The following is a 23,052-nucleotide window of genomic DNA, read 5'->3' as shown; positions in this document are numbered from 1 at the left end:
TTAGAACATTATTACGGTCAACGTATTTTTTTGAGCTAAACTTTTCCTATTTTTTATCCGGTTTATATACATCTCGGAAAATACGCCAGGCATCTGCTTCTTTTTTCCATACCAAAAGGGCGTTCCCTTTGCTTACAAGCGTTCCATTGGCATGATAAAATTCAACAAATGCATCCTCTACAATAATATTTCCATTGCCCCAGAGGTTGATAATCTTAAAGTTCATTCCTGTGATGCTGTCTCGAAACATTTCATGGACTTCTGTTATTATGCTATTTCTGCCCGTAAGACTCGGAATTATTTTTGTGTCTTCGGTGTAAAGGTCACCTACGGCTATGGAATCTCCGACTTTTACAGCATCTTCAAATTCCTTGCATCTTTCTTTGATAATTTTTGTAGCAGCTGCTACATCAAATCCGGGCGTAGTATCATTTTGAAAAGCACCGCTTTCTGAATTTTTAGGAATGTTTTGACAAGAAAATATTGATAGAATAAATACAGGGAAAAGTATTTTTAATTTGGTCATGATGGTTTATTAAGCGGAGTTAATTTACCTATAACAAGTTATATGTGGTTAAATATATCTAAAATATACTGGATATATGCGTCATTTTGGGAAGGTTTTTCCTGACAAAACCCCAGCCAGGTTGATTTTTCAAATCTATGGGGTTTCTTGGCAAAATTCCAGGTAGTAGTTGTAGACTTCGTGTGCTTCTTTCAGCTCTTTGTTGTATAGTGCATTCACCAGTTCATCACAGTCATTGAAGTACTCCATTAGCCTTTTTCTTTTGAGTCCCAGTACCCCCTGGGTTACCCGAACCATTTCACTATACCCTTCCCGGTGGAACAGGGGATAGGAATCCAGATATGAATTATCGTCCTGGACAAATTCGCGGCGATAATGGGTAAGACCCCCCTGCCTTCTTAGGACCATAAGGAAAACCTTTTCCGCACCGGGATCCAAATAATACCGGAATTTAAAAAAAGACGATTCCTCCCAAAGGGGTGCCGATTCATAATCCCGTCCCCCCGCGCCATATCCCAGTATATCTTTTGGCCTATACTTCCTCCTTGAAGATCTCCCATCAGGCTTAAAGCGAATTTTACGATATAATTCAACAAAGGGTTCCTGGGAGCGATCCTTTACCTGCCCCAAAAGGGTGTCTCCTTCCAGTATGATAATATAGCCCGGTTCAAATCCTTTTTTCTGGGCATTGAGGGGTAACAGGCTCCAAAAGAGGAGCAAAAGAAATACTGAACAAAGATGGTTACCCATGAGTGCGGTTTTGCCATAAGGTATCAAAGATTTTGCCAAAGTCATTTACCCCCTGAGCTACCCTGGTAGAATGAACAACTTGAGACTAAGTAGGACCAAATAAAAAGCCTTCGTGCTATCGAAGGCTTTTATTATTTCTTTATTCCTAAGCTAAGGTGTTAACTCAATACACCATAAAGACCGATTAAGAGGCCCAGGGCGATCAAGGCAAGTACTACCTCTAAACTTAGATTTAAAACCGAAAGAATTGCATTTAATACAGGGTGTTTTTCTGAATTTGTTTTCATAGCAGTAGGATTTAAAAATTTAGTATTAATAAGATACGAATTTGTGTGGTGATCTGCAGCCTAATTGTTGTGAAAGCGGCAAAATCTGTGGTTTAGTCGTTATTTTTATGCATTTCATCGGAGATTTGACATTTTGCAAAAGTTTTTCAAAGACGTTTTCCTACGTAAGGGAAACCCTACATTTTAATTCGATTTTATTCTCTATCTTGAAATTTCTAAATTACATGACTACAATTAGATAAACTAACTAACAAAAACACCAAACATGAAACTATTTACTCGACATTTATTAGGAATAGCCCTCTTATTAATTTGCTTTGGGACTAATTTATACAGCCAGGGCGCTACTCATGTAATAATATTAACAGTTGATACCGAAGAATTAAGTCAGGATGATCCTGCGGCAGCCAGTACTTTTGATGTTGCTGATGAAGAGGTTACAATTGTGGAGGTCAGTGAGCCGGCCAAGGATTTTACCATTCTTGTTGATCCCGAAGATTTTGTAGAATGGGAAGGGGTTACGACGACTGGTGAAACTATTGATATTGAGATGATAGAATTCAGAGCTGTGGGCAATAGTCAAAATATATTTTCCAACGCCAGAAAAAAGGGTAAAAGAAATAACGGAAGTAAAAAAAAGGTAAAGGAAAAAGTTTTAAGGAATGCTGCAAATAAGGAGTATTCCTATGCCATACAATTTACAGTAGATGGTGAAATGTACCAGTTTGACCCAAAAATTAAGGTTCAATAGTATTATTTGTATACAAGTAAGCCTTTGCGGCCTAGAATTGAATACATTTCAGATAAAGAAAAACCCGGGCTAACCCGGGTTATCTTTTTGGAAGAATTCGTGTAATTATATGAAGATATAGTATATTTCAAATATTAATCTGTTTAAATAGATAGAATAAGTATTGTATAACCTCTTTTTTTGTTTGATAATTAGAATTGGAGTAAATGAAACTGAATAGAATTAGTTTTTTCGTATTTATTTTGATGATAGCAGTGGCTTCACATGGGTTACATGCACAGTCAGTACATGAAATCACACTTAATGTAGATACAAAGAATGCTGACCCTGCTAAGACATGCTACTTTACCGTGGAGAAGACTACTACTGTATTAAATAACACCCCTGCTAACTTTACTATTTTTGCCCAGGTAGGCGATAACATTATATGGAAAGGGTTATCCTCTACGGAACCAAATACTCCGGTCAGGATAAGGGCAATTAAGTACATTAGTGGGCCAAGAATTTTTAGTTCAGATGTCATAAAGGGAAATGAGATGACGAGGGCTACGGTTATTCGCGGAGGAAAGACCCCTTACAAATATCAACTTCAATTTAATGTTGGTTCGAATACCAATACATATACCATTGAGCCAAAAATCCAGATTGAAGAGTAGTAAAGACCAATGAAGAATCCAATTCCTGTTTTATGAAAATGTATCGCACAAAGAACACTGCGAAGCTTGTCAAAGGAATTTTTGTATTTGGAATTCTCCTGTTTACATTTTTACCAAGTTTTAGTCAAAATAAAATTGTATCCGATAGTCTGGTAAAACTGTATGAGTCTGGAAACTATGACCCCACGCAACAATTGGATATATTAGACAAAATAGCCCAAAATAACCCCGATCCAGATGAATCACTGAAATATACTGATCTGCTTTTAAAAGAGGCTATAGCAGTCGATTCAAACAGGTATGTTTATAGAGGATATCGACACCGAGGGAACGCCCATGAACAAAAAGGTGATTTAAGCATGGCTCTGGAAAGTTATTTTAAAGCCAGAGAATTCATTGATGAAAGCACCGAAAAAGGAAGATTAGGAAATTTATATACTGCTATAGCCGCTGTTTATTCAGGAATGGGGAATAAACCCAATGTTATTCAATATTACAGCAATGCCATCAAAATTCTGGAAGGATTAGAAGATAGAATTGCTTATGCTATCGCGGTGGAAAACCTTGGAGACTCCTATCTGGGATTTGGCGAACCAGATTCAGCCCTGGTATTGTTTAACAAGTCGGGGCCCATCTTTAAAGCTCAAAACAGAAAACCTTTTTTGGCCTATAATCTTGGAAATAAAGGCCTGGCTTTTGCTCAAAAAGGACAAGAAATTAAAGCGGAAGAAAATATCAGCGAGGCCATTGCCATCCTTGAAGAATTAGGAGACTACCGGCCCATTACTGTATATCTCACCTACATGTCTGATATTTATGCTTACAGAAACGATTGGGATGCCGCTTTTACGTACTCTTTACGTTCTTTGAATCTGGCAAAACAATATGGTTTGAAAGCAGAAATGGGCAGTGCCTATCTAAAGCTATCAGAATTATATGAAAGAACGGGATATGCCTCTGCAGCGCTGAAATATTATCGGAATTATATTGCCTTCAGGGATAGTGTAAAAAATATAACAACCGTTCAACAAATGGGCGAAATGCAAATAGCACAAAAGCAAATAGAGCTGGATCTTGCCAATCAGCAAAAAAGAACGCAAAAGATAATTACTATTGCATCTGCCACGGCCCTGTTTCTAATTTTCCTTATGGCTATAGGATTGTACAGACGAAATTTATATGTTAGAAAAACCAACGCTATTATTGAAAAGGAGAAGGACCGTTCCGAAAGTTTGCTGCTCAATATTTTGCCGGAAGAAACTGCCCGTGAATTAAAGGAATCGGGCACTGTGAAGGCCAATAAATTTGAATCCGTTACCGTTTTGTTTACAGATTTTAAGGCTTTCACGGCATATTCGGAGCAAATAAACCCTGAAGAACTGGTTAAAAGACTGGGGTATTACTTTACGGCATTTGATGACATTATTGAAAAATATGGACTCGAAAAAATAAAGACTATCGGAGATTCCTATATGTGTGCAGGGGGATTACCTTTTCCAATAAAGGATCATGCCATAAAAATGGTACAGGCTGGCTTTGAGATCTTACAATTTGTAGAAGATGTCAAGTTAAGCGAAACAGACCAGGGACTTTCATTTGATGTTCGGATTGGGATAAATACAGGGCCCGTTGTGGCCGGGGTGGTTGGAAGTAAAAAGTTCTCTTATGACATCTGGGGCGATACTGTAAATGTGGCCTCCCGAATGGAAACCATGTCTGAAGCAGGAAAGATAAATATCAGCCAAAACACCTATGAATTGATTAAGAATGAATTTATTTGCGAGTACAGGGGAGAAATAGCCGTAAAAAACCGGGGTAAAATGAAAATGTATTTTGTACAAGGCCCCTGCAGCAAAAACCTTATCTAATAGACAGTCTTTTTCGGACAATTATCAGGAATATAAACAACGAGATTTTTAATATCAGGTTATTCAAAAACAAAGGGAATAAAATCATTAAGTGCTTTAAAAAACTGAAAAAAAAGACAATAATTTGTTACTTTTATAGGCAGTATTAAAAATCAAAGAAATGGGAAAATTTGAAATTAAAAAAGACAAGGCCGGGAAGTTAAGATTTAACCTTAAAGCCTCAAACGGCCAGGTAATTCTAAGTAGTGAAGCATATAACTCAAAAGCTGCTTGTGATAACGGGATAGAATCCGTTCGAAAGAACTCACAAAATGATAAAATGTTTGAGAAAAAAATAGCCAAAGATGGTAGCCCTTATTTCAGCTTAAAAGCTTCTAATGGACAAGTGATTGGAGACAGCCAAATGTACGCATCTGCTTCCTCTATGGCGAAAGGCATAGCATCAGTTAAAAAAAACGCACCAAAAGCTGCGGTCCAGGACAATTCTTAAAAGGTTTGTTCTCCTAAGTATTAGTTTTATGAAAACAAAGAGGCAGCCATCCTGGCTGCCTCTTTGTATCCTGTAATTGGGCAATAGATTATGCTATTCCTGTTTTGACTTAAAAGCATCAAATTCTGATGGCGCTTCTACTTTGGGAAAGCTATTGTTTCTCATATCCGTATCGGCAAATTCAAAATTAGGATCTAAATTCACTTTTGAAACTTCTTTTTCTTTTACAAAGGTCCTTTTAATTTCATATTCGTTGCCGCGCCAGACTTCTGCAGGCAGCGTGTCAATCTCCCTGGAGCCATCTGTATATAGCCATTCTATGGTTACAGGCATCACCAGACCCCCAATATTTTTAATAGTTACCACATAAATATTTTTATCGGAAAGTTGTTTCCGGAGCTCAGGCTCATCCATTCTTGATAAAAATCCGCCATAGCTCGCATCGGGGGTAGAGGTCATGGTTATTGCTTCCGGGCCACTCGAAAAATCCTTTGCCTGTTCGCTGAAATTTTCACCTTCAATTTTCAATTTAACGGTTTTTTTCTGGTCCTTGGAATTGAGTTCTTCTTCATTGACTCTAAACCATTTTACATCCGTGAGTTCCATATCAACATTGTCGGTCGTAAAGAACCATCCCCGGAAAAACCAATCCAGGTCTACGGCAGTTGCGTCTTCCAGGGTCCTGAATAAATCTGCCGGATTCGGGTGTTTGTATTTCCAGCGATTGGCATATTCTTTAAATGCCTGGTCAAATAATTCACGGCCAACAATGGAGTTTCGTAACATCTGCAAACCAACAGTAGGCTTCATGTAAAAGTTATTACCAAACTGGGTCAGGATTTCATTGTCAGAGGTGGTCATTATAGGACGCATTATATTTTTGTCACCACTCATAAAAGGCACAATGGTTTTAGGAGTAGCACTGCTAAATTCTGGGTATCTTTCGGCTACAGTTCTCTGATGAATGAATGTGTTTAAGCCTTCATCCATCCACATCCATTTGCGCTCATCCGAACTAACGATCATGGGAAACCAATTATGACCAACTTCATGGATAATAGTACCAATCATTCCCGCCCTGGCACGATCACTTATTTTGCCATTCTTGGGCCTGCCCCCATTAAAACTAATCATGGGGAATTCCATTCCTATATTAGAAGTATTAACTGAAATAGCCACAGGATAAGGATAATCAAAAGTAGCTTCTGAATAAACTTCCAATGCATTTTTGATTGCTTTTGTAGATTCTTCTTTCCATACCGGCAAACCCTCTTTAGGGTAAAAAGACATTGCCATAACAGTATTTGTAGGCAGTTTTACAGCCTGGGCATCCCATAGGAACTTACGGGATGACGCAAAAGCAAAGTCACGCACGTTGGAAGCGCTAAAAATCCATGTTTTCTGTTTATTGGATTTCGCTTTCTCATTGTTCTCGGCTTCATCTTTGGTAACGATCATCACTGGCTTGTCAAAGGAACCGGCGGCTTCTTTCAATCTTTCCTGTTGTGTTTTGGAAAGCACGGCATCACCATTTTGCAGGGAACCTGTAGAAGCGATAATGTGATCTTCGGGTACGGTTAATTCAACATAATAATCGCCAAATTCCAAAGCAAACTCCCCAAGTCTTTGAAATTGCTGATTTTGCCAGCCTTCGGTGTCATTGTAAACCGCCATTCTCGGAAACCAGTGGGCTATTAGGTAAACTGTATTGTCATCGCCGGGGAAATACTCATAACCTTCCCTTGATAAGAAAAACATGCTTCTGTCGGTGATGGGATAAGACCATGCCATAGAAAAACTTATAGATACACCAGATTTAAGGGGCTCTTTAAGCACTACCTTCATCATTGTATTATTCACGAATGATTTCATGGGGTTGCCATTGGCATCTTTTATGTATTTAATGGTGTAGCCGGCAGGAAAATCAATGGCTCTTGTAAGCAATTGCATTTGCCGCGTATTTATGGAATCTTTTATGCTATTAAAAAAAGAACCGAAATCTTCACTTCCTTTTTTGTTTACATTCTGTTCCAGCTGAATCCAGATATAGCTTAGATCATCGGGAGAATTGTTGTGGTAGGTAATGGTTTCCTCCCCCGTAATTGTATTATTTTCTTCATCCAATGTTGCTTTAATTTTATAATCAGCCCGTTGCTGCCAATAAGCTTTTCCAGGCGCTCCACTCGCCGCTCGGTAGCTGTTGGGTGGATTAATCATATTATCAATGGGCTCAAATTTTCCTTGCCACGGTTGGGTTTGAGCGAGAGTGACAGCATTAAAAAGGATCAGAGAAAAAAAGAATAATAGTTTTTTTAACATGCTTATATATTTTTAGAATAGGACATAATTCACAGCCTGGTGAAAATACCTTTTTGAATTTAGTTTGCCGAAGATACATATAAGATTTAAAATAATAATGAGGAGTTTTTATGCCTGAAGTAGAGTTTTAGAAAGCTATTCCTATACTATTAGCCCATAAGTTTTTTGAGGCACTCCGCCACAAGTTTGGTATTAGCCTATTGCAGAAGGGTTCTTTGGTAAAGTGAAGGTACAAGTTTAAAGGGATGGAATTTCACTCGCTCATCCCTGAACTAAGTGTAGCCGGATCAAACTAAAGTTGAATCAATAATACTTAAAAGAGCCTTTGATGTTGTTCAGGGCTTTTTTATATTTTAACCCGATAAGTTTTGTCAGCATTTTATCTATTGGCACCTTATTTTTTGATTTAGGTTTGCGGATTAGACTTCAATGTTAATTAAGATCATACCCCTTTTATTCAGGCACTATTACAGAGCTATTATCGACAATACGGTGCAATAAATAAAAGCCATAGACCTTCTAGGGTTTTTATATAGGGGAATTTTAATGAAATTATTATCTTGTACTTTTATCTTTCTCCCGGGTAACGTTCCTATTAATGGCAATATATTCTGGCGGGCATTATAGAATAAAAACGAATTATTTTTTATACATTTAGAAGAACTCTCCTGCAAAACCTGTCTGCCTATGTCAGCACATGAAATTGAAATTATTTTAAGCCGGCAATTGGCAGATTGTCTCAGCGTACCTGTTTTTATAGTAGATCCGGAAGGAACGCTGATTTTTTATAATGAACCGGCAGAACGAATCCTTGGCCAGCGGTTCCAGGACACCGGAGAAATGCGGGTTGGAGAATGGGGTAATGCATTTCAACCGCATGATAAAAAAGGTAAGGCAATTCCACCAGATGAACTTCCGCTTGTAAGCACAATAAAAACACATGTGCCCGCCCATAAGACCTTCTGGATTAAAAGCCTGGAAGGCAAATCTTTCAAAATCTCTGTTACTTCTATTCCTATCATTGGAAGGTCCAAGGAATTTGCCGGGGCTTTGGCTATTTTTTGGGACAATGATCTAAAGCTATGAGAATCAAACTACATGGAACCAGAGGCGCATACCCTACCTCTTCAAAGGAGACACAGAAGTTGGGAGGCAATACCTCGTGTATTGAAATCATAGATGCTAATGAAAGATTAATTCTGGATGCAGGCACGGGCATATTGGAAATAGATTTTGACAGCTATAGTAGTGCAGACCGGATAGATATTTTGTTGACTCATCTACATATGGATCATATTCAGGGTCTGGGTTTTTTTAAGCCTATTTTTGATCCGAACAAAGAAATACATATTTGGGGTCCCGGGGGTAGTTCCTACCCTTTAAAAGACAGATTGAAGAGATTTTTGTCTCCACCACTTTTCCCTGTAATGCTTAGGGATATCCCCAGCAAATTGGTGATACACGAATTGCCAAACGAACCATTTAAGCTTGGGAAGTTTTTAATAACTGCCAAATTTGTTTGTCATCCCGGCCCAACAGTTGGCTATAGAATCCAGATGGGATCCAGATCCGTTGCCTATATCCCGGATCATGAACCCGTTTTAAATAAACCCCACTTATTTAAAGAGGATAAATGGATCTCTGGTTTTGATCTCTGCAATAAGACAGATTTGCTTATTCACGATTCCCAATTTGGCTGCGAGGAATATAAAAAGAAAGTAGGGTGGGGGCATTGTACATTGGAAATTGCTGCCGAATTAGCTAAGAGGGCCAAGGCTAAACGTTTGGTGATGTTTCATCACGATCCTGCGCATACCGACAAATACAGATCTGATATATTCACTAGCTTTATGAATTCCCATACCAATGATTTTCCTATTGAACTTGCAGTTCAGGGGCATGAGATAGAGATTTAAAGCATACGGGCCCGCCAGGGATCTCTATTTTTCTCTGGGATAAGAAAAATACTACTTTCGGACATGATTCTATGCCATTCGTACAAAGTCATTTTACTAATACGCTTAATTTCACTATATTAAGGGGAGCTTTTTGAGCCATCTTTGCTAAGCCAATAGAAGAGGCAAAGGTATTTACGACAGATCCCGAATTGAAATTAAACAGTATCGGAATGTAGGACAAATAAATTTCCCCCATATACTAACTTAAAGAAAGTCATTATGAAAACAACCAATCTGCTTTTGATTTTAGTGGCCGTTATGAGCCTTGTGTCTTGTGGCCAATTACACGTTGTAACCCTTTATGTAGACACTGCAAATATTGAACAGGCCACTATTGCGGCAAATGCCAATTTTGGACAGCCCACAGGCATTTCAAATGAAGATTACACAACTCATGTAAGAAAGAGAGATCGGATTATCTGGGATGCGGTTTCTATTAGCGACCCATCGGATGTAGTAGAAATCACCTCGATTAATCATATATCGGGAGATAGAATTTTTGAAAGAAAGACGGGTATAATACAACCCGAATCGTTTTCCTGGAATGGAATTACTCAATTACTGGTTGCCACGAAAATTAAAACCAGACCTGGCACACAAAAAGCATATTTAATGGAAAAATATGGTTTAGAGTTTAAAGTAGCAGGTAAGGAAGGCACATTTTTAATTGATCCGGTTATTAAGGCATATAGATAAACCCCTATTAATTATTCCTTATCCTCAACTATGGCTTATTTTAATATTTTTAGGAAAGTATTCCATAGCAAAGCCTATATAATATTCGGATTATTTTTTTTTGGCACTTACATCTATGCTCAGGACAGGCATATCGCAGACAGTCTTGAATTGATATACAACTCCCGGCAATTTGAGGAAAAAGACCGTTTGAAATTACTTTATGACCTTGCTGTCTTTAGCCCGGATCCGGATAAGTCGCTGCAATTTAGCAGCGAACTACTGCGCAGGGCAATTGAAGCCGATTCCACACACCATATTATTGGAGCATATCAGGAAAGAGGAACTGCATTACGCCTCAAAGGGGACTTAAATCAGGCATTGGAAAGTTTTTTTAATGGCGTAAAACTGGCAGAGGAGGAAGAGCTACAACGCGAATTAGGTATATTATACATAAATATTGGGACGGTTTACGCAGCCATGGATGATCATCACAATGCAATCCGCAACTATAATGAGGCCAGCGCCATCCATAAAGCTGAAAATGATTCGGTGGGATATGCCAGTGCCATGGAAAATATTGGCGATTTGTACAATCTTGGTTTGTCGAAACCAGATTCTGCCCTGTTGTTTTTTAGGGAATCCGGAGATATATACAGAGCTATAGATTATAAGCCGGGAATTGCTTACAATATGGGTAATGTAGGCCTTGCATATGCCTTAAAAGGAGATTATGACATCGCTGAAAAAAACATCGGACAAGCTACAGAAATGCTTGAAGAACTCGGGCATTATTACCCTATCAGTGTATATTTAACTTATATGTCTGACATTTATGCGGAACAGGAACAATGGGAAACAGCTTTCGCCTATGCCTTTAGAAGTTTGGACCTGGCAAAACAACACGGACTCAAAGAACAAATAGGGGATGCCTATTTAAAGCTGTCAGAACTTTATGAGAAGAGGGGAAATACTGCCGAATCCCTCAGGTATTTCAAAAACCATGTCATTTACAGAGACAGCTTGAATAATATAGATAAGGTACAGGAAATGGCCAATTTACGCGCAGATTTTGAAGTTTCACAGAAGCAGATTGAAGTAGATCTTCTACAGAAAGAGTCCGAAATACAATTGTTAAAGGATAAACGACAAAAGATAATAATTTACGCCACTGCCCTGGCATTGGTTGTAATCTTTGTGTTTGCCTTTTTTCTTTACAAGCGCTATAGTTTTGTAAAAGAAACCAATACAATCATTGAGGAGGAAAAGAACAGGTCTGACGCCCTGTTGCTGAATATCCTTCCTAAAGAAACCGCCCAGGAATTAAAAGAAACCGGCCAGGTGGAAGCTAAAAAATTTGAATCTATCACGGTTTTATTTACAGACTTTAAAGATTTTACCCGCTCCTCCGCTGATTTAAGTCCGGAAAACTTAGTTAGAAGTGTGGATTATTATTTTTCGAGGTTTGATGAAGTTATGGAAAAGCACGGTCTGGAGAAGATTAAAACCATGGGCGATGCCTATATGTGTACCGGTGGATTGCATTTGAATAAAGAAGATCACGCTTTGAGTATGGTGCGTGCAGCTTTTGAAATAATTGAAATCACCGAAGCAGTTAAAAACATGGATCAAACTAATATAATGCCGTATGAAATCCGTATTGGGATTAACACTGGCCCCGTGGTTGCAGGAGTAGTGGGCACCCAAAAATTTGCTTATGACATCTGGGGAGATACCGTAAATGTTGCAGCCCGTATGGAAACGAATTCGGAAACAGGAAAGATTAATGTTTCTGAAAACACTTATGAATTGATAAAAGATGAATTTGAATGCGAATACAGAGGTAAAATGAAAGTCAAAAACAAGGGAATGATGAAGATGTATTATGTAAAAAAGCCAAAGCTTCAAATGGCTTAACAGAAATAAGATGTTCTTCATGGAATTTTTATACGAGAGAAGATAATTCTTTCTTATCTTGTCAAAGGTTTTAAACCTTCCCATTTCCATATCATGTATTCTCACTAATCTACTCTGCATAAATACGTTTTTTCTTATTATGATTAAAACAGGAGTTTATAAAGTTACTCCGGGTATTGGTTTTCTTCTTTTGGTTTTTATTATGGGGGGATGTACCTCATCACAGACCAATTTTAAGCGGGAATACCGGAGGGTTTGGAAAGAGACCGTACAATCTGAAGCCTGGAAGAGATCTTTACAGAAAGAGGGGCTATTTGCTTCGAATGATGCCAGAGAGTTTTATTCAAGCACAGAAGACCCGGGGGTACTCAAAGGAGATAATTATTTGGAAACCGGCATGGGCGCTTCTTTTGACGAAAAGTATGCTTCGTTAATTTCCAGGGCTTATTTTAAGATTATAGCAGAGGCAGAAGAAGCCGATGCGAGAATTGAGCAAGACTATTTAAGATTAAGTTCTCAAAAAGCAGAATTGGAAAATCGCAATAACAAGGACTACAAGAAAAACCTGGAACTTGCAAGGAAAAGATATATTGCCCACAGGGAAATACTCGATGGTCTTAAGTCCTGGAATGCATTTAATGAATATGGCTCAGATGATTTAGATTTTTTTAAAGAGGAACAAGCCGATGCGGCTTATAAAATGTTTTTAGATGGCGAAAGTGAAGAGAACATTATTGATTTTCTAATCTATAAACTGGCCGATTTGTACCAGTATGAAGAATAACCAATTAAGGAACTGGTAAAAACTTAAAATGGTGGAAATTTAATCACTCCAACACTTCCTTCAATGCAGCGCCCGAAGCTCCAGAAGGAATCTTTATATTAAGATAATGCGACAAGGTTGAAGCAACATCCACGGTCTCTATACGTCTATAGATTTTAGCGGCTTCCAAACCATTACCAATAAAGATTACGGGTACGTGCTGATCATATTTCCAGGGAGAACCATGTGTTGTAGCCACGGTTAACCCATCAAAATCGTTGATAAACCAATAAGGTTCAAATACAAGATAGATTTCCCCGGATCTCCTCGGATTATAATTTCGCAATACAGAAGTATTCAACGCCGTATTGGCTATATTTCCCTCCAGGAGATCAGCAGAAGCAATGGCATTGGAAATGCCCTTTTCTTTTCTCAGTTCAGCAGCCAGAACACGTGAAACGGCGTCAATATCCAGATTATTCCTGCCAATTGCCTGTTTGTCTAAATACACATAAGGGTGAAAATAGCCTGACACCAATTTGTCGGTAATTTTAAATTCTTCCTGCAGCACTTTTTTTATGGCCAGGGTATCTATAGCATCTATGTCAAAATACCCCGCATCGATCCCAAATTTTTGCATATGCCCGGGGGCATCTACTCCTCCATGGTCTGCAGATAGCACGATAAGTGTATTCTCCAGCCCAACTTTCTCATCAATATAGGCTAGCAGATTAGCAAGAGTCCGGTCCAATCTAAAGAGATTATCTTCACTCTCAAGACTTGAAGGACCGAAGACATGACCCACATAATCCGTAGATGAAAAACTTATGGAGAGATAATCCGTAATAGTATCAGCACCGATATTTTCTGCCTCAATAAGGGTTTTGGCAAAATCTAATGTCAGTTCATCACCTACCGGGCTCAAGGTTAGAAAGGTTGTGAAATACTTGCTCATCTCTCCAAAGGGGTGGGGAAAAACTATGCCGTAACCCGGAAATTTTGTCTCCCAGGGCATATCATCTGCTTCGCCATAGGTGTAATTGTCTTTATCATGCATCAGTTCCCAGCTTGTATTAAGATAGGCTTGGATTTTCTTCTGGCTGTTCCAGTTTTTTACCCAATCAGGATAGTCTTCAAAATAATAAGTGCTGGTCACAAATTCGCCCTTTGCTTTGCTAAACCAGAATGCTTTTCCGGCGTGGCCGGCCAGTGTTATTGCACCGCGATCCTTTACCGAGACTGCAAATATTTTGGCCTCTCCATTAGTAAACAGGGCCAGTTCATCACTGAAGGTGGTGCCCAGAATTGCCATTGGAGATCTTCCGTCTGTAGTAGCCGCGGCCTGCGTTGGATCTATTTCAGTTTTTTTGTCAACGCCTCCACCGGCTCCTAAAAGGGGATAGTTCACATCCTGAACATTATATACGGTTTGCTTTGTTTCCGTATCGAACCAGATGTTGCCAATCATGCCATGTGCAGAAGGATCTGCACCAGTGGCCAGGGTAGCATGCCCCACAACAGTTTCGGTGTTGGCATGCCGATGATATGCATTTTCATACACGATACCTTGTTCGTAAAGGGTTTTAAAACCGCCGGCAGGAAGTCTGTCATAAACCTTCATGGGAAGGTCTGCACGGAGTTGATCTATCGTGATTTGTAAAATTAGTTTGGGTTTTTGCTGTGCAAATAAGGAGGAAGTGCTTAATAATATAAGAAAACCGAATAAGAGGCAAATTTGTTTCATAGTTCAAAACAGCATAAAGATTATTGAGTAACAAAGAAAAACATTTTTTAGGATAGAGCTTGAGGATATTTAGTATTAGTCTACTAAAGAAGCATAAAGTTTGTACCTGTTAAATATCTGCATTACGTAATCATAAGGTTCTGCACCGCGAACATATCCATACTGAACAGCCTTATGGTTGTAATGTTGGGGATCACTAAGCGCCAAAATCATTTTATCTACGTTATCATCCCAGGTGTATTTGTCAAGGCCACGAATTTCTGCAAGACTTTGAGCATCTTTAACATGCTGATAACCACAATTGTAGGAAGCCATCGTAAATTTTATCCTTTGTACAGAATCTTCTATCATCGCAAAATTGCCGTAAAGATTTCGCAGATAGGCAGTGCCTCCTCGTAAACTCTCCACGGGGTCCCCCAGGTCTTTAATCCCAAGCTCCTCTGCGGTGGCCGGCATCATCTGCATTAAGCCCTTAGCTCCTGCCCACGAACTGTCGCTTGGTTCAAATTGCGATTCCTGGTATACTAATGAAGCCAACAGACGCCAATCCCATCCTAATTCCTGCGCATATTCTTTGATTAGCCTGTCATACGCACTAATCTGATTATTATTTAAACTGTAAAATTCACTTTTTACCCTCCTCTTAAAGCTTCTTTTATACTCAAAATATTTGCTGTATATCACATAATAATCAGGGGTCTTTTTTTCTTCTTTTATCCAGTTATTAATAGCTTCCAACAATACCGGGGATTCCTTTCTAACTGCCCAGGCTATTCGCTGTGAAAAACTCAGGGGTACACTAATATCCAATATAGGGTACTGTGAGGCGTGTATTCCGGCCAGGTTTCCGTCCGCCACAGTGTATTTAATTTTTTTGTCCACTACCTGTTTTATAATTTCATCAGTGGATAGGGCTCCCTCAAGGGAATCTATGACGATATCCCCTCCTATTTCCTTTGATAAATTCAGGAGTCGCTTAAAATAAGAGGAATTTTTTCTCACACTAACAGTATCTCCTATAAGTTCTATAGGGTCCTGTACTATAGCTTCCTTAATATTATCAAGAGTTAAATCGCGCCAGTTATCCGGTTTTCTTTGTACCAATACCTGTTTGGTGAGGTATAAATAATCTACGAAAGAAACTTCTTCTTTTCTTTCCTGGGTAACTGCCAGACCATGAGCTACAAGGTCTACATTTCCATTTTTAAGCTCATCCAACATCTCATCCAGATTTCTGGATACTATTAAATCCAGTTCAAGGTTTAAGTTTTTAGCAAGCCGTTTTAGTAATTCGTATTCATAACCCATGGTTTGACCACGATACAGAAAATAACTCGTAGCACTATAAGCAATAAGGACCCGGAGTTTACCATCCTTTACTATTTCATTGAAGTCTCTGATTTCTATTACCTCTTTTAAGTCCGGCTTTTTTGTCTGGCAGCCAATCAGCAAGAGGGTACAAATCACAATAATTCCTAAACGGTTGGTCATAGTCCTGAATCACTGAATTCTCTAAATATATAAAAGAATTTGAATATGCGGAAGCAGGGCTTGTTTAACGCAAGGGAAAGAATTATGGCAAATAGCTAAAAACACCTTTATCTTTAATAATAAAACAAACAGCACATTCGATTAAAATGCACATGCCATTTTCTCAAAAAGACAATTCAAAAGAGGTATATTCAGACTGAACAGAGTGCACTTTTAAGTTCCCCCCGTGCAAATGCATAATTTGCCTTGACAAGCTCAGCCCTATGCCGGTACCTGAATTTTTGGTAGTAAAAAAAGGGACAAAAATTTCGTCTATTAATTCTGGTGGAATGCCGGGGCCATTGTCCCATACTTCTATGTATTTCTTTCCTTTTGTGCCTGTTGCCGTGGTGATTTTAATACGTCCGTTTTCCTGTTTGCCCCGAGACTGAGCTGCGTTTTTACCTAAATTTATCAAGACCTGTGAAATTTGTTTTTCATCAATATAAAGTTCCATTTCCTCAGGGTCTATAATGGTCTCTATGGTAATTCTTCCATTATGATTCTCCTGCTCCAATAGTACCTTTACTTTGTCTATCATTTTTTTGGCAGGGATCAATGCTTTGTCGGGAGGAGGTAAATTGAGAAAACTACGGTAAAAGTTCTGGAGCCAGGCTTATTTTTCCTTTTTTGGCCGGGGCAACACAAATGGTTCAGGTTGAGGATCTATTGGTAATAGTTCCTTACCCTGCAAAGCGGGATGATCTGCAGGAATAAACGTGGCACGAAATTCAAAATAAGGATCGGGCATTGGATTTTTTGGCTCACCGTTGTTTTGGCGAATCTCCCCCCTATAGGGATTAAGGTATTCCCATACAATTTCTTTTTCCGGTGTTACCTCAAAAAAGCGGCCCTTAGCCCCCTCATTTATAAATGTATTGCCATTCTCCATTCTGTGAGCACCGGAAATATAGCTGCTGTAAAAAGACAGTGTATCCGGGGCTATATAAGACCAGGTGGGTTGTTCAGGGCCAAAGGACTGACCATCAATCATGGTATAATTACCATTTTCTTCAATTGGCGTGGTAATCTCGAGAACTGTAGAATAATTGAGAGAATCAGCATTCCTCTCATTAAAGTCAAAATCTCCCGGAGGATGATTGTTGAATAGCGTCAGATTACCGGCACCCGGCTTTCCGGGTTCTATCCATCTAACATCATGTTGCCCGAATAACCGCCGGTTTGTAGAATCCCCTCTTTGATAGTTGCCGGGGTTTCCCCAGCGGTAAAGGAAATCACCACCTTTCCCGTATTTCCCTCCTTTATGAGCGGCCGCCTCCTCGGTAGTTGTACTGTGGTCAATAATAAAAATCTCGCTTAAAAAAGGTGAGCTAAATACGATCTGATCCAGTTCCGGATTGTAATTTATGGCGTTGAAGTGAAAAATGTCCGACCCCATATTATCTGTAGTCTGATTTCTTTCGGCCATACCCATGGCTTTCATGACATCCAGGCTGTCCTGGCTTATTGGCGGAGGTATGGGCATTCCTAAATTAAAATCCAACAATTCCGGATGTTCGGCCGGATTACCATAATTTGGCTTGCTTTTATCATAGTCCTGGATTAAATGATCTGATACATGCCACTCCCAGACAATGTTACCCCCCCGTGGTCCCTGAGGTTCAATTTCTATAATTTTCTCGAGCCAGGGCCCTGATTTTGGCATCATTTCAGGCTTCCTGCCGTCAGCTATTGCTTCTTCAAATGAGGTGGCTACATAGGCAATCGCAAGGATGTTTCCATTGGGTAAAATAGCAAAATCATGGTGCAGAATTTGTTTTTCATCGGCGTATTCAAAATCCCACAACATTTTTCCATCCCAGCTAATTTTTTGAATCCGGCCATAAGGGCCACCAAAGCCAAAGACAGGAAAATCCGGATCCTCGGCAGCCAGTAAAATAGAACCATCATCCATTAGATATGCGTTGAATGCCCCATAATTTCCCTTCCATTGGTGAACCACCTCTCCTTTTCTGTTCACCAGGTATGTGTAAGGCGAATTAGGAGCGGAAAACATCACATAGCCGGGACTAAGGCCATCGGTAGTTTTGGTTAACCCCCTTGGTATATAATGCCCAAACATATCCCGGACTTTTTTTACCGCTTTTTCATCAGAAGAGGGTTGATTGTCGCCACAATTAAAAAGGAGTACCATCATCATGATGGTGCTGAAGTATAGAAGAATTTTTTTCATATGTTAGGTTGATATATGGTTTAAATGTAATGCATATTTATTGTGTTTTAAAGGATTATTTTATGAATGCCAAAAATTTATCCCGTAATTCCATCTCCGTCAATATCGCGGTTCAAGTGAGTCTCCAGTGCCTCCAGAGTTTTTCTGAGGAGTAGCCTTGTTTTCTCCAGTTCAGTTTCCAGGACTGCTACGCGGTCTTCAACGCTGTCTGCCTGTGCCTGTTGTTTATCCAGTTCTTCTTGTTGCAGTAAATCCCAAAATATTCCCATGCTAATTGTTTTTATATGTAACTGATTTTTAGGACTCCTCTTTATCGGGATCCTTTTTGTTGTTTTTTTTCATTTTGCGATAACCCCCTAGCAAACGTATTCCAAGCCTTGCGAAAAGGATAATGGCAATGACCATAACTACATCAATACCATCCATATCCTTTATTTTGTCAAAATTAATTCCTCCTAAATTCCCTTAGTTCTATTTAATGTAAAAATCAGGCCTTCTTATCCTCTTCAGGCGGTGGAGGTGGCAACACAAATACTTCGGGTTGCGGATCCAGTGGTTTTAGCTCTTTTCCCTGTAAAGCAGGATGATCCGCCGGCACAAAAGTGGCCCTGAATGTGTTATGGGTCCCGTTCATTGGATTGTTTGGCTCGCCATTAGGTTTGTGAATATTCCTGCGATATGGAACTAAATATTCCCAGATAATTTCCCCGTCCGGGGTTACTTCAAACAAACGACCTTTGGGTCCCTCATTAATGAAGGTATTTCCATTTTCCATACGATGTGCCCCGGAAATAAAACTTCCGTAAAATGAAATGGTATCCCTGGCTACATAGTTCCATAATTGTTTCTCCGGGCCAAAACCATTGGCAGCCATTATTTCATAATTGCCATCTTCCATTAAAGGAGGCTTAATTTCATATATGGCTGAATAATCAAGGCTATCAGGGCCCATGGGGACATCATTATTATATACAGTAAGGTGCCCTGCCCCTGGCTTCCCTTTTTCAACCCAGCGAACATCATGCTGGCCAAAAAGTTTACGATTGGTAGAATCTCCCCGGCCATAATTTTCCGGATTTCCCCAACGGTATAAAAAATCGCCTCCTTTGCCGCTTTTCCCACCCTGATGACTTGCAGCTTCTTCAGTAGTAACACTGTGGTCGATAATAAAAATTTCACTCAACCTTGGAGAGCTGAATACTATCTGATCCAGATCAGGATTATAGTTTATGGCATTAATGTGGTAAATATCTGAACGGGGATTGTCAATGGTGAGGTTTCTGCCTTCCCTGCCCATGGCTTTTAAAATATCCAGGCTGTCCTGCGTTATGGCAGGCGGGATGGAATCTCCCAGGTTAAAATCTATCAATTCAGGATGTTCTGACACATTGCCGTAATTGGCTTTGGTTTCGTCATAATCCTGAATCAGATGATCTTCAATGCGCCACTCCCAGACAATTTTGCCCCTGTTGTTGGCTTGTGGTGCTATTTCAATTATTTTTTCCATCCACGGTCCGGATCTTGGAATGAATTCTGGTTTTCTGCCCAATGCAAGTGCATAGTCATATGATGAAGTTTCATAAGCAATTGCAAGAATATTCCCGTTGGGTAATACCGCTATATCATGATGTACTATTTGTGTGGTATCTGCATATTCGTAATCCCATAACATTTTTCCATCCCAGCTAATTTTTTGTATCCGCCCGTAGGGACCTCCAAAACCAAAGACAGGATAATCAGGATCCTTTGCGCCCGTTACAAGAGAACCATCATCCATGAGATATGGACTATGAAAAGCATAATTTCCTTTCCATTCGTGCACTACTTCCCCATTTCTGTTGATCAAATAGGTAGAGGCAGAATTGGGAACAGCAAACATAATATAACCGGGACTAAGTCCTTCAGTTGTTTTGGTAAGTCCGCGGGGAATATAGTGGCCAAACATATTACGGTCCTTATTGTCAGTTTCTCCTTCAGCTGTTTGTTTGTCACCACAGTTAAAAAGAAGTACTACAAATAGAATTGCACTTAAATAACTAAGAATTTTTTTCATTGGTTTTGGTTTGGTTGGTAAAGTTTCCCGACATTAAAAATAAGCTATTAATATAAGATGTAGAGTTCAAGACGGATTATGGTAAAGGGCGGACCATAATATCTTTATAAAAAACAATACTTCCGGGGTCATGACCCTGTAGCGCAAAAGTACCAGTGCCAAGTACCCTGTGAACGCCGTCTCCTTCCCTAAAGGGCTTTTCAGGCTCTGTATAGTCCACAACCACGATATCGTTTATTTTTATGATAATTCGTTTCCCTTCCACTTTTACATATTCTGTATACCACTCATTATCTACAGCATAATTTTCCTTAACATCAACAATATTGTACAAACTCCCGGTGCGTTTCCAGTCGCCTTGTGAATTATTAACCTGCACTTCATAGCCATGCAAAGGCCAACCATCTTCCTGGTATTGGGTGTGAATATAAATACCAGAATTTGATCCGGGTTTGGTCATTACCCTCGCCTTAAATTCAAAATTCTTAAAATTATGGTTCTGCACATCGCCAACGTAGAACAAGTGCGCTCTTTCCCCGGCTACTTTAATGGTGCCATCTTCCACGGAAAAAGTAGAAGCATTTACACCTGCTTTCCAACCGTCAAGGTCTTTTCCGTTAAACAGCGAAATCCAGTCATTCCCATCGGCACTTTTCATTTCCTGTGCCGGAGCCTCGTTCAAATTCCCCAGAACAAGAAGGAGAATAATGGTATAGTTTAAACTTAGTTTCATCATGTTTTAAATTTATCGTGTGATTATCAGGATTAATATTAAATTTTTGCCAGGGCTTTCTCAACTACGTCATTAGTTTTCTCATAACTGTTTTTAAGCATGGTTTGGGCATCCATAGTCTCCCAGTATTCCCTGTTAAAAAGCTCTACTGAAAACCCGCCTCTGAAGCCGGCCCTATATAATTTTGGAATAAGAATGTCGAAAGGACAGATACCTTCCCCGGGTAAAACCCTGTCGGAGTCTTTTAACAATTCAAATGATGGGTTTGCGGGGTAATCATTAATGTGCATTACCGGTAATTTATGTCCATTCAGAATATCAATGGTGTCCCAGTCATTCCCTCCGCGATATACATGATAGAAATCGAGCAACATAGTTGCCTTTGGGTGCCCGGTAGCAATAACAATGCGCGCACAATCGGCTACTTTGTTAAGTGCCCCCATCCCCCAAAGTTCTAGTATTGGTGTGACCCCGGTTTCATCGCCGAGGTTCAGGATTGCATTATAACGCTCGGCGTAGTCATCATACTTATTTCTATCCAAAGATTCAATTCCCTGAACCGGGGCTGCGATATATTTACCTCCCATCGCCGCAATGATCATCATCTCCCCACGCAATTGTTCCAGGGCTTTTTTCCTTTCATCAGGCACATCACTGCACCATTTTGAAAAGCCTATAATGTTTTCCAGTACCAGCCCCCTGTCTTCAAGTTTTCTTTTTAATTGTTCAGCCTTACCTCCTTTTTCCAGGTATGCCTGAATATCGCGCATCCATAGTTCAACTCCGTCAAATCCGGCATCAGCGACCATATCAATTTGCACATCGACATCTAATTTATAATGTAAAAGGGTGGAGGTATTCAGGCTAATTCTTAGCGGGAGTTTCTTCTTTACTGAAGTGCTTTCAAAGTTAAGTTGTTCCTGAGCACTTGTTTTAAATGCATATCCTCCTATTGCTGCCAGAGAAACCTTCAGGCTTGTTGCTATGGCATTTCTTCTTGAAATTTTATTGTTCATTATTAGGTTATTTATTTGCTTGGCCTTGCTAATTTATTAAACCTGTAAAGCCGTTTCTTGTCATCGATTATTAGTACATTGGGCAATAGTATATTACAAGGATATTAAGATAACCAATTTATACTTAAACAGGAATTATGAAAGTATTTAAAATTATATTGTTATTATCAGCTATTTTTTGTTGCACAGTAACTTTAGCCCAATCAGCCACTAGCATTGAAGAAAGAAATGAACTTATACGCGCGCGATGGAACCGCAGCCTCGTTGACAATCCTTCTTATACATTTAATAAAGAAGCAAATAATCTTTTGCAACAGACTGCCGAATCTGTAAAACCCGGAAAAGCACTTTGTGTAGCTATGGGGCAGGGTAGAAATGCTTTATATCTGGCCAGGAATGGTTGGGATGTTACTGGTTTTGATCTTGCAGACAAGGCTGTTGCCTATGCTGATAATCAGGCCAAAGTTGAAAATGTTGAGTTGACGACGGAAATAGCCAGTTTTGAAACATTTGATTATGGAACGGAAAAGTGGGATCTGATTACCTGGTTATACGGTGGGTGTCTGGAAATTGATGGCATAGCCAAAAAGATAAAAACGGCCCTAAAGCCCGGAGGGTTGTTTGTTTTTGAGTTCTTTCATCGCGAAGCTGGCATTGAAATGGGGCGCCCTGACTTTGGTTGTGAAAAAAATGTCATAAGAGAAATGTTCACCACGGAAGGAGGGTTTGAAGTTTTATTATATGAAGAAAAAGAAGATGTTGCCGATTATGGGATGGAAAAGAATAAATTAATTTACATGGTGGTCACCAAGTTATAATTAC

General features: G+C 39.4%; 23 protein-coding genes. 10 read left to right on the top strand and 13 right to left on the bottom strand.

What is annotated here, in order from left to right:
* Nucleotides 1-46: 46 nt before the first annotated feature.
* The 3 genes from G504_RS0106615 to G504_RS20070 all read right to left on the bottom strand — a co-directional run bounded on the left by G504_RS0106615 (nt 47) and on the right by G504_RS20070 (nt 1,563).
* Entirely contained in the window at nt 47-526 is a 480-nt protein-coding gene (locus G504_RS0106615) for a YybH family protein (protein WP_019669368.1), read from the bottom strand.
* A 135-nt stretch (nt 527-661) separates the two neighbouring features.
* Entirely contained in the window at nt 662-1,276 is a 615-nt protein-coding gene (locus G504_RS0106610; protein ID WP_157473062.1) for a hypothetical protein, read from the bottom strand.
* Between the two features lie 158 nt (nt 1,277-1,434).
* Nucleotides 1,435-1,563, bottom strand: coding sequence for a hypothetical protein (locus tag G504_RS20070; RefSeq protein ID WP_019669366.1), 129 nt, complete (start codon nt 1,561-1,563; stop codon nt 1,435-1,437).
* A gap of 265 nt (nt 1,564-1,828) precedes the next feature.
* Here G504_RS20070 and G504_RS0106600 point away from each other — a divergent pair, with 265 nt between their 5' ends.
* From G504_RS0106600 to G504_RS0106585, 4 genes are all read left to right on the top strand, one after another.
* Complete coding sequence (locus tag G504_RS0106600; protein WP_019669365.1) at nt 1,829-2,314, top strand: hypothetical protein; 486 nt, start codon at nt 1,829-1,831, stop codon at nt 2,312-2,314.
* Between the two features lie 206 nt (nt 2,315-2,520).
* On the top strand, nt 2,521-2,970 hold the full coding sequence (locus G504_RS0106595) for a hypothetical protein (RefSeq protein ID WP_019669364.1): 450 nt from the start codon (nt 2,521-2,523) through the stop codon (nt 2,968-2,970).
* 32 nt (nt 2,971-3,002) lie between these two features.
* Nucleotides 3,003-4,838 (top strand): adenylate/guanylate cyclase domain-containing protein, encoded by a 1,836-nt coding sequence (locus G504_RS0106590; protein ID WP_157473060.1) that lies wholly within the window; start codon nt 3,003-3,005, stop codon nt 4,836-4,838.
* Nucleotides 4,839-4,998: 160 nt separating this feature from the next.
* Nucleotides 4,999-5,328, top strand: a complete 330-nt coding sequence (locus tag G504_RS0106585; protein WP_019669362.1) for a YegP family protein — start codon at nt 4,999-5,001, stop codon at nt 5,326-5,328.
* Nucleotides 5,329-5,421: 93 nt separating this feature from the next.
* On the opposite strand, the gene G504_RS0106580 is transcribed toward G504_RS0106585, so the two are convergent.
* Nucleotides 5,422-7,647 carry a M1 family metallopeptidase gene (locus G504_RS0106580; RefSeq protein WP_019669361.1) on the bottom strand — a complete coding sequence of 742 codons (2,226 nt, stop codon included), beginning with the start codon at nt 7,645-7,647 and terminating at the stop codon, nt 5,422-5,424.
* Nucleotides 7,648-8,334: 687 nt separating this feature from the next.
* Here G504_RS0106580 and G504_RS0106575 point away from each other — a divergent pair.
* From G504_RS0106575 to G504_RS0106550, 5 genes are all read left to right on the top strand, one after another.
* On the top strand, nt 8,335-8,733 hold the full coding sequence (locus G504_RS0106575; protein WP_019669360.1) for a PAS domain-containing protein: 399 nt from the start codon (nt 8,335-8,337) through the stop codon (nt 8,731-8,733).
* Nucleotides 8,730-9,563, top strand: a complete 834-nt coding sequence (locus G504_RS0106570; protein WP_019669359.1) for an MBL fold metallo-hydrolase — start codon at nt 8,730-8,732, stop codon at nt 9,561-9,563. The genes G504_RS0106575 and G504_RS0106570 overlap by 4 nt, the downstream gene beginning before the upstream one ends.
* A 261-nt stretch (nt 9,564-9,824) precedes the next feature.
* Nucleotides 9,825-10,301 (top strand): hypothetical protein, encoded by a 477-nt coding sequence (locus G504_RS0106560; protein ID WP_019669357.1) that lies wholly within the window; start codon nt 9,825-9,827, stop codon nt 10,299-10,301.
* 30 nt (nt 10,302-10,331) lie between these two features.
* Nucleotides 10,332-12,197: an adenylate/guanylate cyclase domain-containing protein gene (locus G504_RS0106555; protein WP_019669356.1), complete on the top strand. Its 1,866-nt coding sequence runs from the start codon at nt 10,332-10,334 to the stop codon at nt 12,195-12,197.
* Nucleotides 12,198-12,336: 139 nt separating this feature from the next.
* Nucleotides 12,337-12,981: a hypothetical protein gene (locus G504_RS0106550; protein ID WP_019669355.1), complete on the top strand. Its 645-nt coding sequence runs from the start codon at nt 12,337-12,339 to the stop codon at nt 12,979-12,981.
* Nucleotides 12,982-13,024: 43 nt separating this feature from the next.
* On the opposite strand, the gene G504_RS0106545 is transcribed toward G504_RS0106550, so the two are convergent.
* The 9 genes from G504_RS0106545 to G504_RS0106505 form a co-directional block, all read right to left on the bottom strand.
* On the bottom strand, nt 13,025-14,704 hold the full coding sequence (locus tag G504_RS0106545) for an alkaline phosphatase family protein (protein WP_019669354.1): 1,680 nt from the start codon (nt 14,702-14,704) through the stop codon (nt 13,025-13,027).
* Between the two features lie 75 nt (nt 14,705-14,779).
* Complete coding sequence (locus G504_RS0106540) at nt 14,780-16,195, bottom strand: MltF family protein (RefSeq protein ID WP_019669353.1); 1,416 nt, start codon at nt 16,193-16,195, stop codon at nt 14,780-14,782.
* Nucleotides 16,196-16,358: 163 nt separating this feature from the next.
* The gene (locus tag G504_RS0106535; RefSeq protein ID WP_157473058.1) at nt 16,359-16,775 is read right to left on the bottom strand and encodes a sensor histidine kinase; all 417 of its coding nucleotides are present in this window, start codon (nt 16,773-16,775) and stop codon (nt 16,359-16,361) included.
* Nucleotides 16,776-16,850: 75 nt separating this feature from the next.
* Nucleotides 16,851-18,428 (bottom strand): aryl-sulfate sulfotransferase, encoded by a 1,578-nt coding sequence (locus tag G504_RS18345; protein ID WP_019669351.1) that lies wholly within the window; start codon nt 18,426-18,428, stop codon nt 16,851-16,853.
* A 77-nt stretch (nt 18,429-18,505) separates the two neighbouring features.
* Complete coding sequence (locus G504_RS0106525) at nt 18,506-18,697, bottom strand: hypothetical protein (protein ID WP_019669350.1); 192 nt, start codon at nt 18,695-18,697, stop codon at nt 18,506-18,508.
* Nucleotides 18,698-18,725: 28 nt separating this feature from the next.
* On the bottom strand, nt 18,726-18,854 hold the full coding sequence (locus G504_RS20065; protein ID WP_019669349.1) for a hypothetical protein: 129 nt from the start codon (nt 18,852-18,854) through the stop codon (nt 18,726-18,728).
* A gap of 61 nt (nt 18,855-18,915) precedes the next feature.
* Nucleotides 18,916-20,481, bottom strand: a complete 1,566-nt coding sequence (locus G504_RS0106515) for an aryl-sulfate sulfotransferase (RefSeq protein ID WP_019669348.1) — start codon at nt 20,479-20,481, stop codon at nt 18,916-18,918.
* A 76-nt stretch (nt 20,482-20,557) separates the two neighbouring features.
* On the bottom strand, nt 20,558-21,217 hold the full coding sequence (locus G504_RS0106510) for a 3-keto-disaccharide hydrolase (protein WP_019669347.1): 660 nt from the start codon (nt 21,215-21,217) through the stop codon (nt 20,558-20,560).
* Nucleotides 21,218-21,252: 35 nt separating this feature from the next.
* The gene (locus tag G504_RS0106505; RefSeq protein ID WP_019669346.1) at nt 21,253-22,230 is read right to left on the bottom strand and encodes a sugar phosphate isomerase/epimerase family protein; all 978 of its coding nucleotides are present in this window, start codon (nt 22,228-22,230) and stop codon (nt 21,253-21,255) included.
* A gap of 137 nt (nt 22,231-22,367) precedes the next feature.
* Between G504_RS0106505 and G504_RS0106500 the strand changes: the two genes are divergently transcribed.
* Nucleotides 22,368-23,048 (top strand): class I SAM-dependent methyltransferase, encoded by a 681-nt coding sequence (locus G504_RS0106500; RefSeq protein WP_019669345.1) that lies wholly within the window; start codon nt 22,368-22,370, stop codon nt 23,046-23,048.
* Nucleotides 23,049-23,052 lie beyond the last annotated feature (4 nt).

This window comes from Eudoraea adriatica DSM 19308, assembly GCF_000382125.1.
GTDB lineage: Bacteria > Bacteroidota > Bacteroidia > Flavobacteriales > Flavobacteriaceae > Eudoraea > Eudoraea adriatica.
Note: the sequence above shows the minus strand (reverse complement) of the source record. Positions and strands in the feature narration are given on the sequence as shown.

Bases quoted from the DNA above. Each gene is read 5' to 3' on its own strand.
- G504_RS0106510 (WP_019669347.1), bottom strand. From the start codon at position 21,217: ATGATGAAACTAAGTTTAAACTATACCATTATTCTCCTTCTTGTTCTG.
- G504_RS0106555 (WP_019669356.1), top strand. From the start codon at position 10,332: ATGGCTTATTTTAATATTTTTAGGAAAGTATTCCATAGCAAAGCCTAT.
- G504_RS0106550 (WP_019669355.1), top strand. From the start codon at position 12,337: ATGATTAAAACAGGAGTTTATAAAGTTACTCCGGGTATTGGTTTTCTT.
- G504_RS0106505 (WP_019669346.1), bottom strand. From the start codon at position 22,230: ATGAACAATAAAATTTCAAGAAGAAATGCCATAGCAACAAGCCTGAAG.
- G504_RS0106615 (WP_019669368.1), bottom strand. From the start codon at position 526: ATGACCAAATTAAAAATACTTTTCCCTGTATTTATTCTATCAATATTT.
- G504_RS0106535 (WP_157473058.1), bottom strand. From the start codon at position 16,775: ATGATAGACAAAGTAAAGGTACTATTGGAGCAGGAGAATCATAATGGA.
- G504_RS0106610 (WP_157473062.1), bottom strand. From the start codon at position 1,276: ATGGGTAACCATCTTTGTTCAGTATTTCTTTTGCTCCTCTTTTGGAGC.
- G504_RS0106500 (WP_019669345.1), top strand. From the start codon at position 22,368: ATGAAAGTATTTAAAATTATATTGTTATTATCAGCTATTTTTTGTTGC.
- G504_RS0106545 (WP_019669354.1), bottom strand. From the start codon at position 14,704: ATGAAACAAATTTGCCTCTTATTCGGTTTTCTTATATTATTAAGCACT.
- G504_RS0106515 (WP_019669348.1), bottom strand. From the start codon at position 20,481: ATGAAAAAAATTCTTAGTTATTTAAGTGCAATTCTATTTGTAGTACTT.
- G504_RS0106585 (WP_019669362.1), top strand. From the start codon at position 4,999: ATGGGAAAATTTGAAATTAAAAAAGACAAGGCCGGGAAGTTAAGATTT.
- G504_RS18345 (WP_019669351.1), bottom strand. From the start codon at position 18,428: ATGAAAAAAATTCTTCTATACTTCAGCACCATCATGATGATGGTACTC.
- G504_RS20065 (WP_019669349.1), bottom strand. From the start codon at position 18,854: ATGGATGGTATTGATGTAGTTATGGTCATTGCCATTATCCTTTTCGCA.
- G504_RS0106580 (WP_019669361.1), bottom strand. From the start codon at position 7,647: ATGTTAAAAAAACTATTATTCTTTTTTTCTCTGATCCTTTTTAATGCT.
- G504_RS0106540 (WP_019669353.1), bottom strand. From the start codon at position 16,195: ATGACCAACCGTTTAGGAATTATTGTGATTTGTACCCTCTTGCTGATT.
- G504_RS0106560 (WP_019669357.1), top strand. From the start codon at position 9,825: ATGAAAACAACCAATCTGCTTTTGATTTTAGTGGCCGTTATGAGCCTT.
- G504_RS0106600 (WP_019669365.1), top strand. From the start codon at position 1,829: ATGAAACTATTTACTCGACATTTATTAGGAATAGCCCTCTTATTAATT.
- G504_RS0106525 (WP_019669350.1), bottom strand. From the start codon at position 18,697: ATGGGAATATTTTGGGATTTACTGCAACAAGAAGAACTGGATAAACAA.
- G504_RS20070 (WP_019669366.1), bottom strand. From the start codon at position 1,563: ATGAAAACAAATTCAGAAAAACACCCTGTATTAAATGCAATTCTTTCG.
- G504_RS0106595 (WP_019669364.1), top strand. From the start codon at position 2,521: ATGAAACTGAATAGAATTAGTTTTTTCGTATTTATTTTGATGATAGCA.
- G504_RS0106570 (WP_019669359.1), top strand. From the start codon at position 8,730: ATGAGAATCAAACTACATGGAACCAGAGGCGCATACCCTACCTCTTCA.
- G504_RS0106590 (WP_157473060.1), top strand. From the start codon at position 3,003: ATGAAAATGTATCGCACAAAGAACACTGCGAAGCTTGTCAAAGGAATT.
- G504_RS0106575 (WP_019669360.1), top strand. From the start codon at position 8,335: ATGTCAGCACATGAAATTGAAATTATTTTAAGCCGGCAATTGGCAGAT.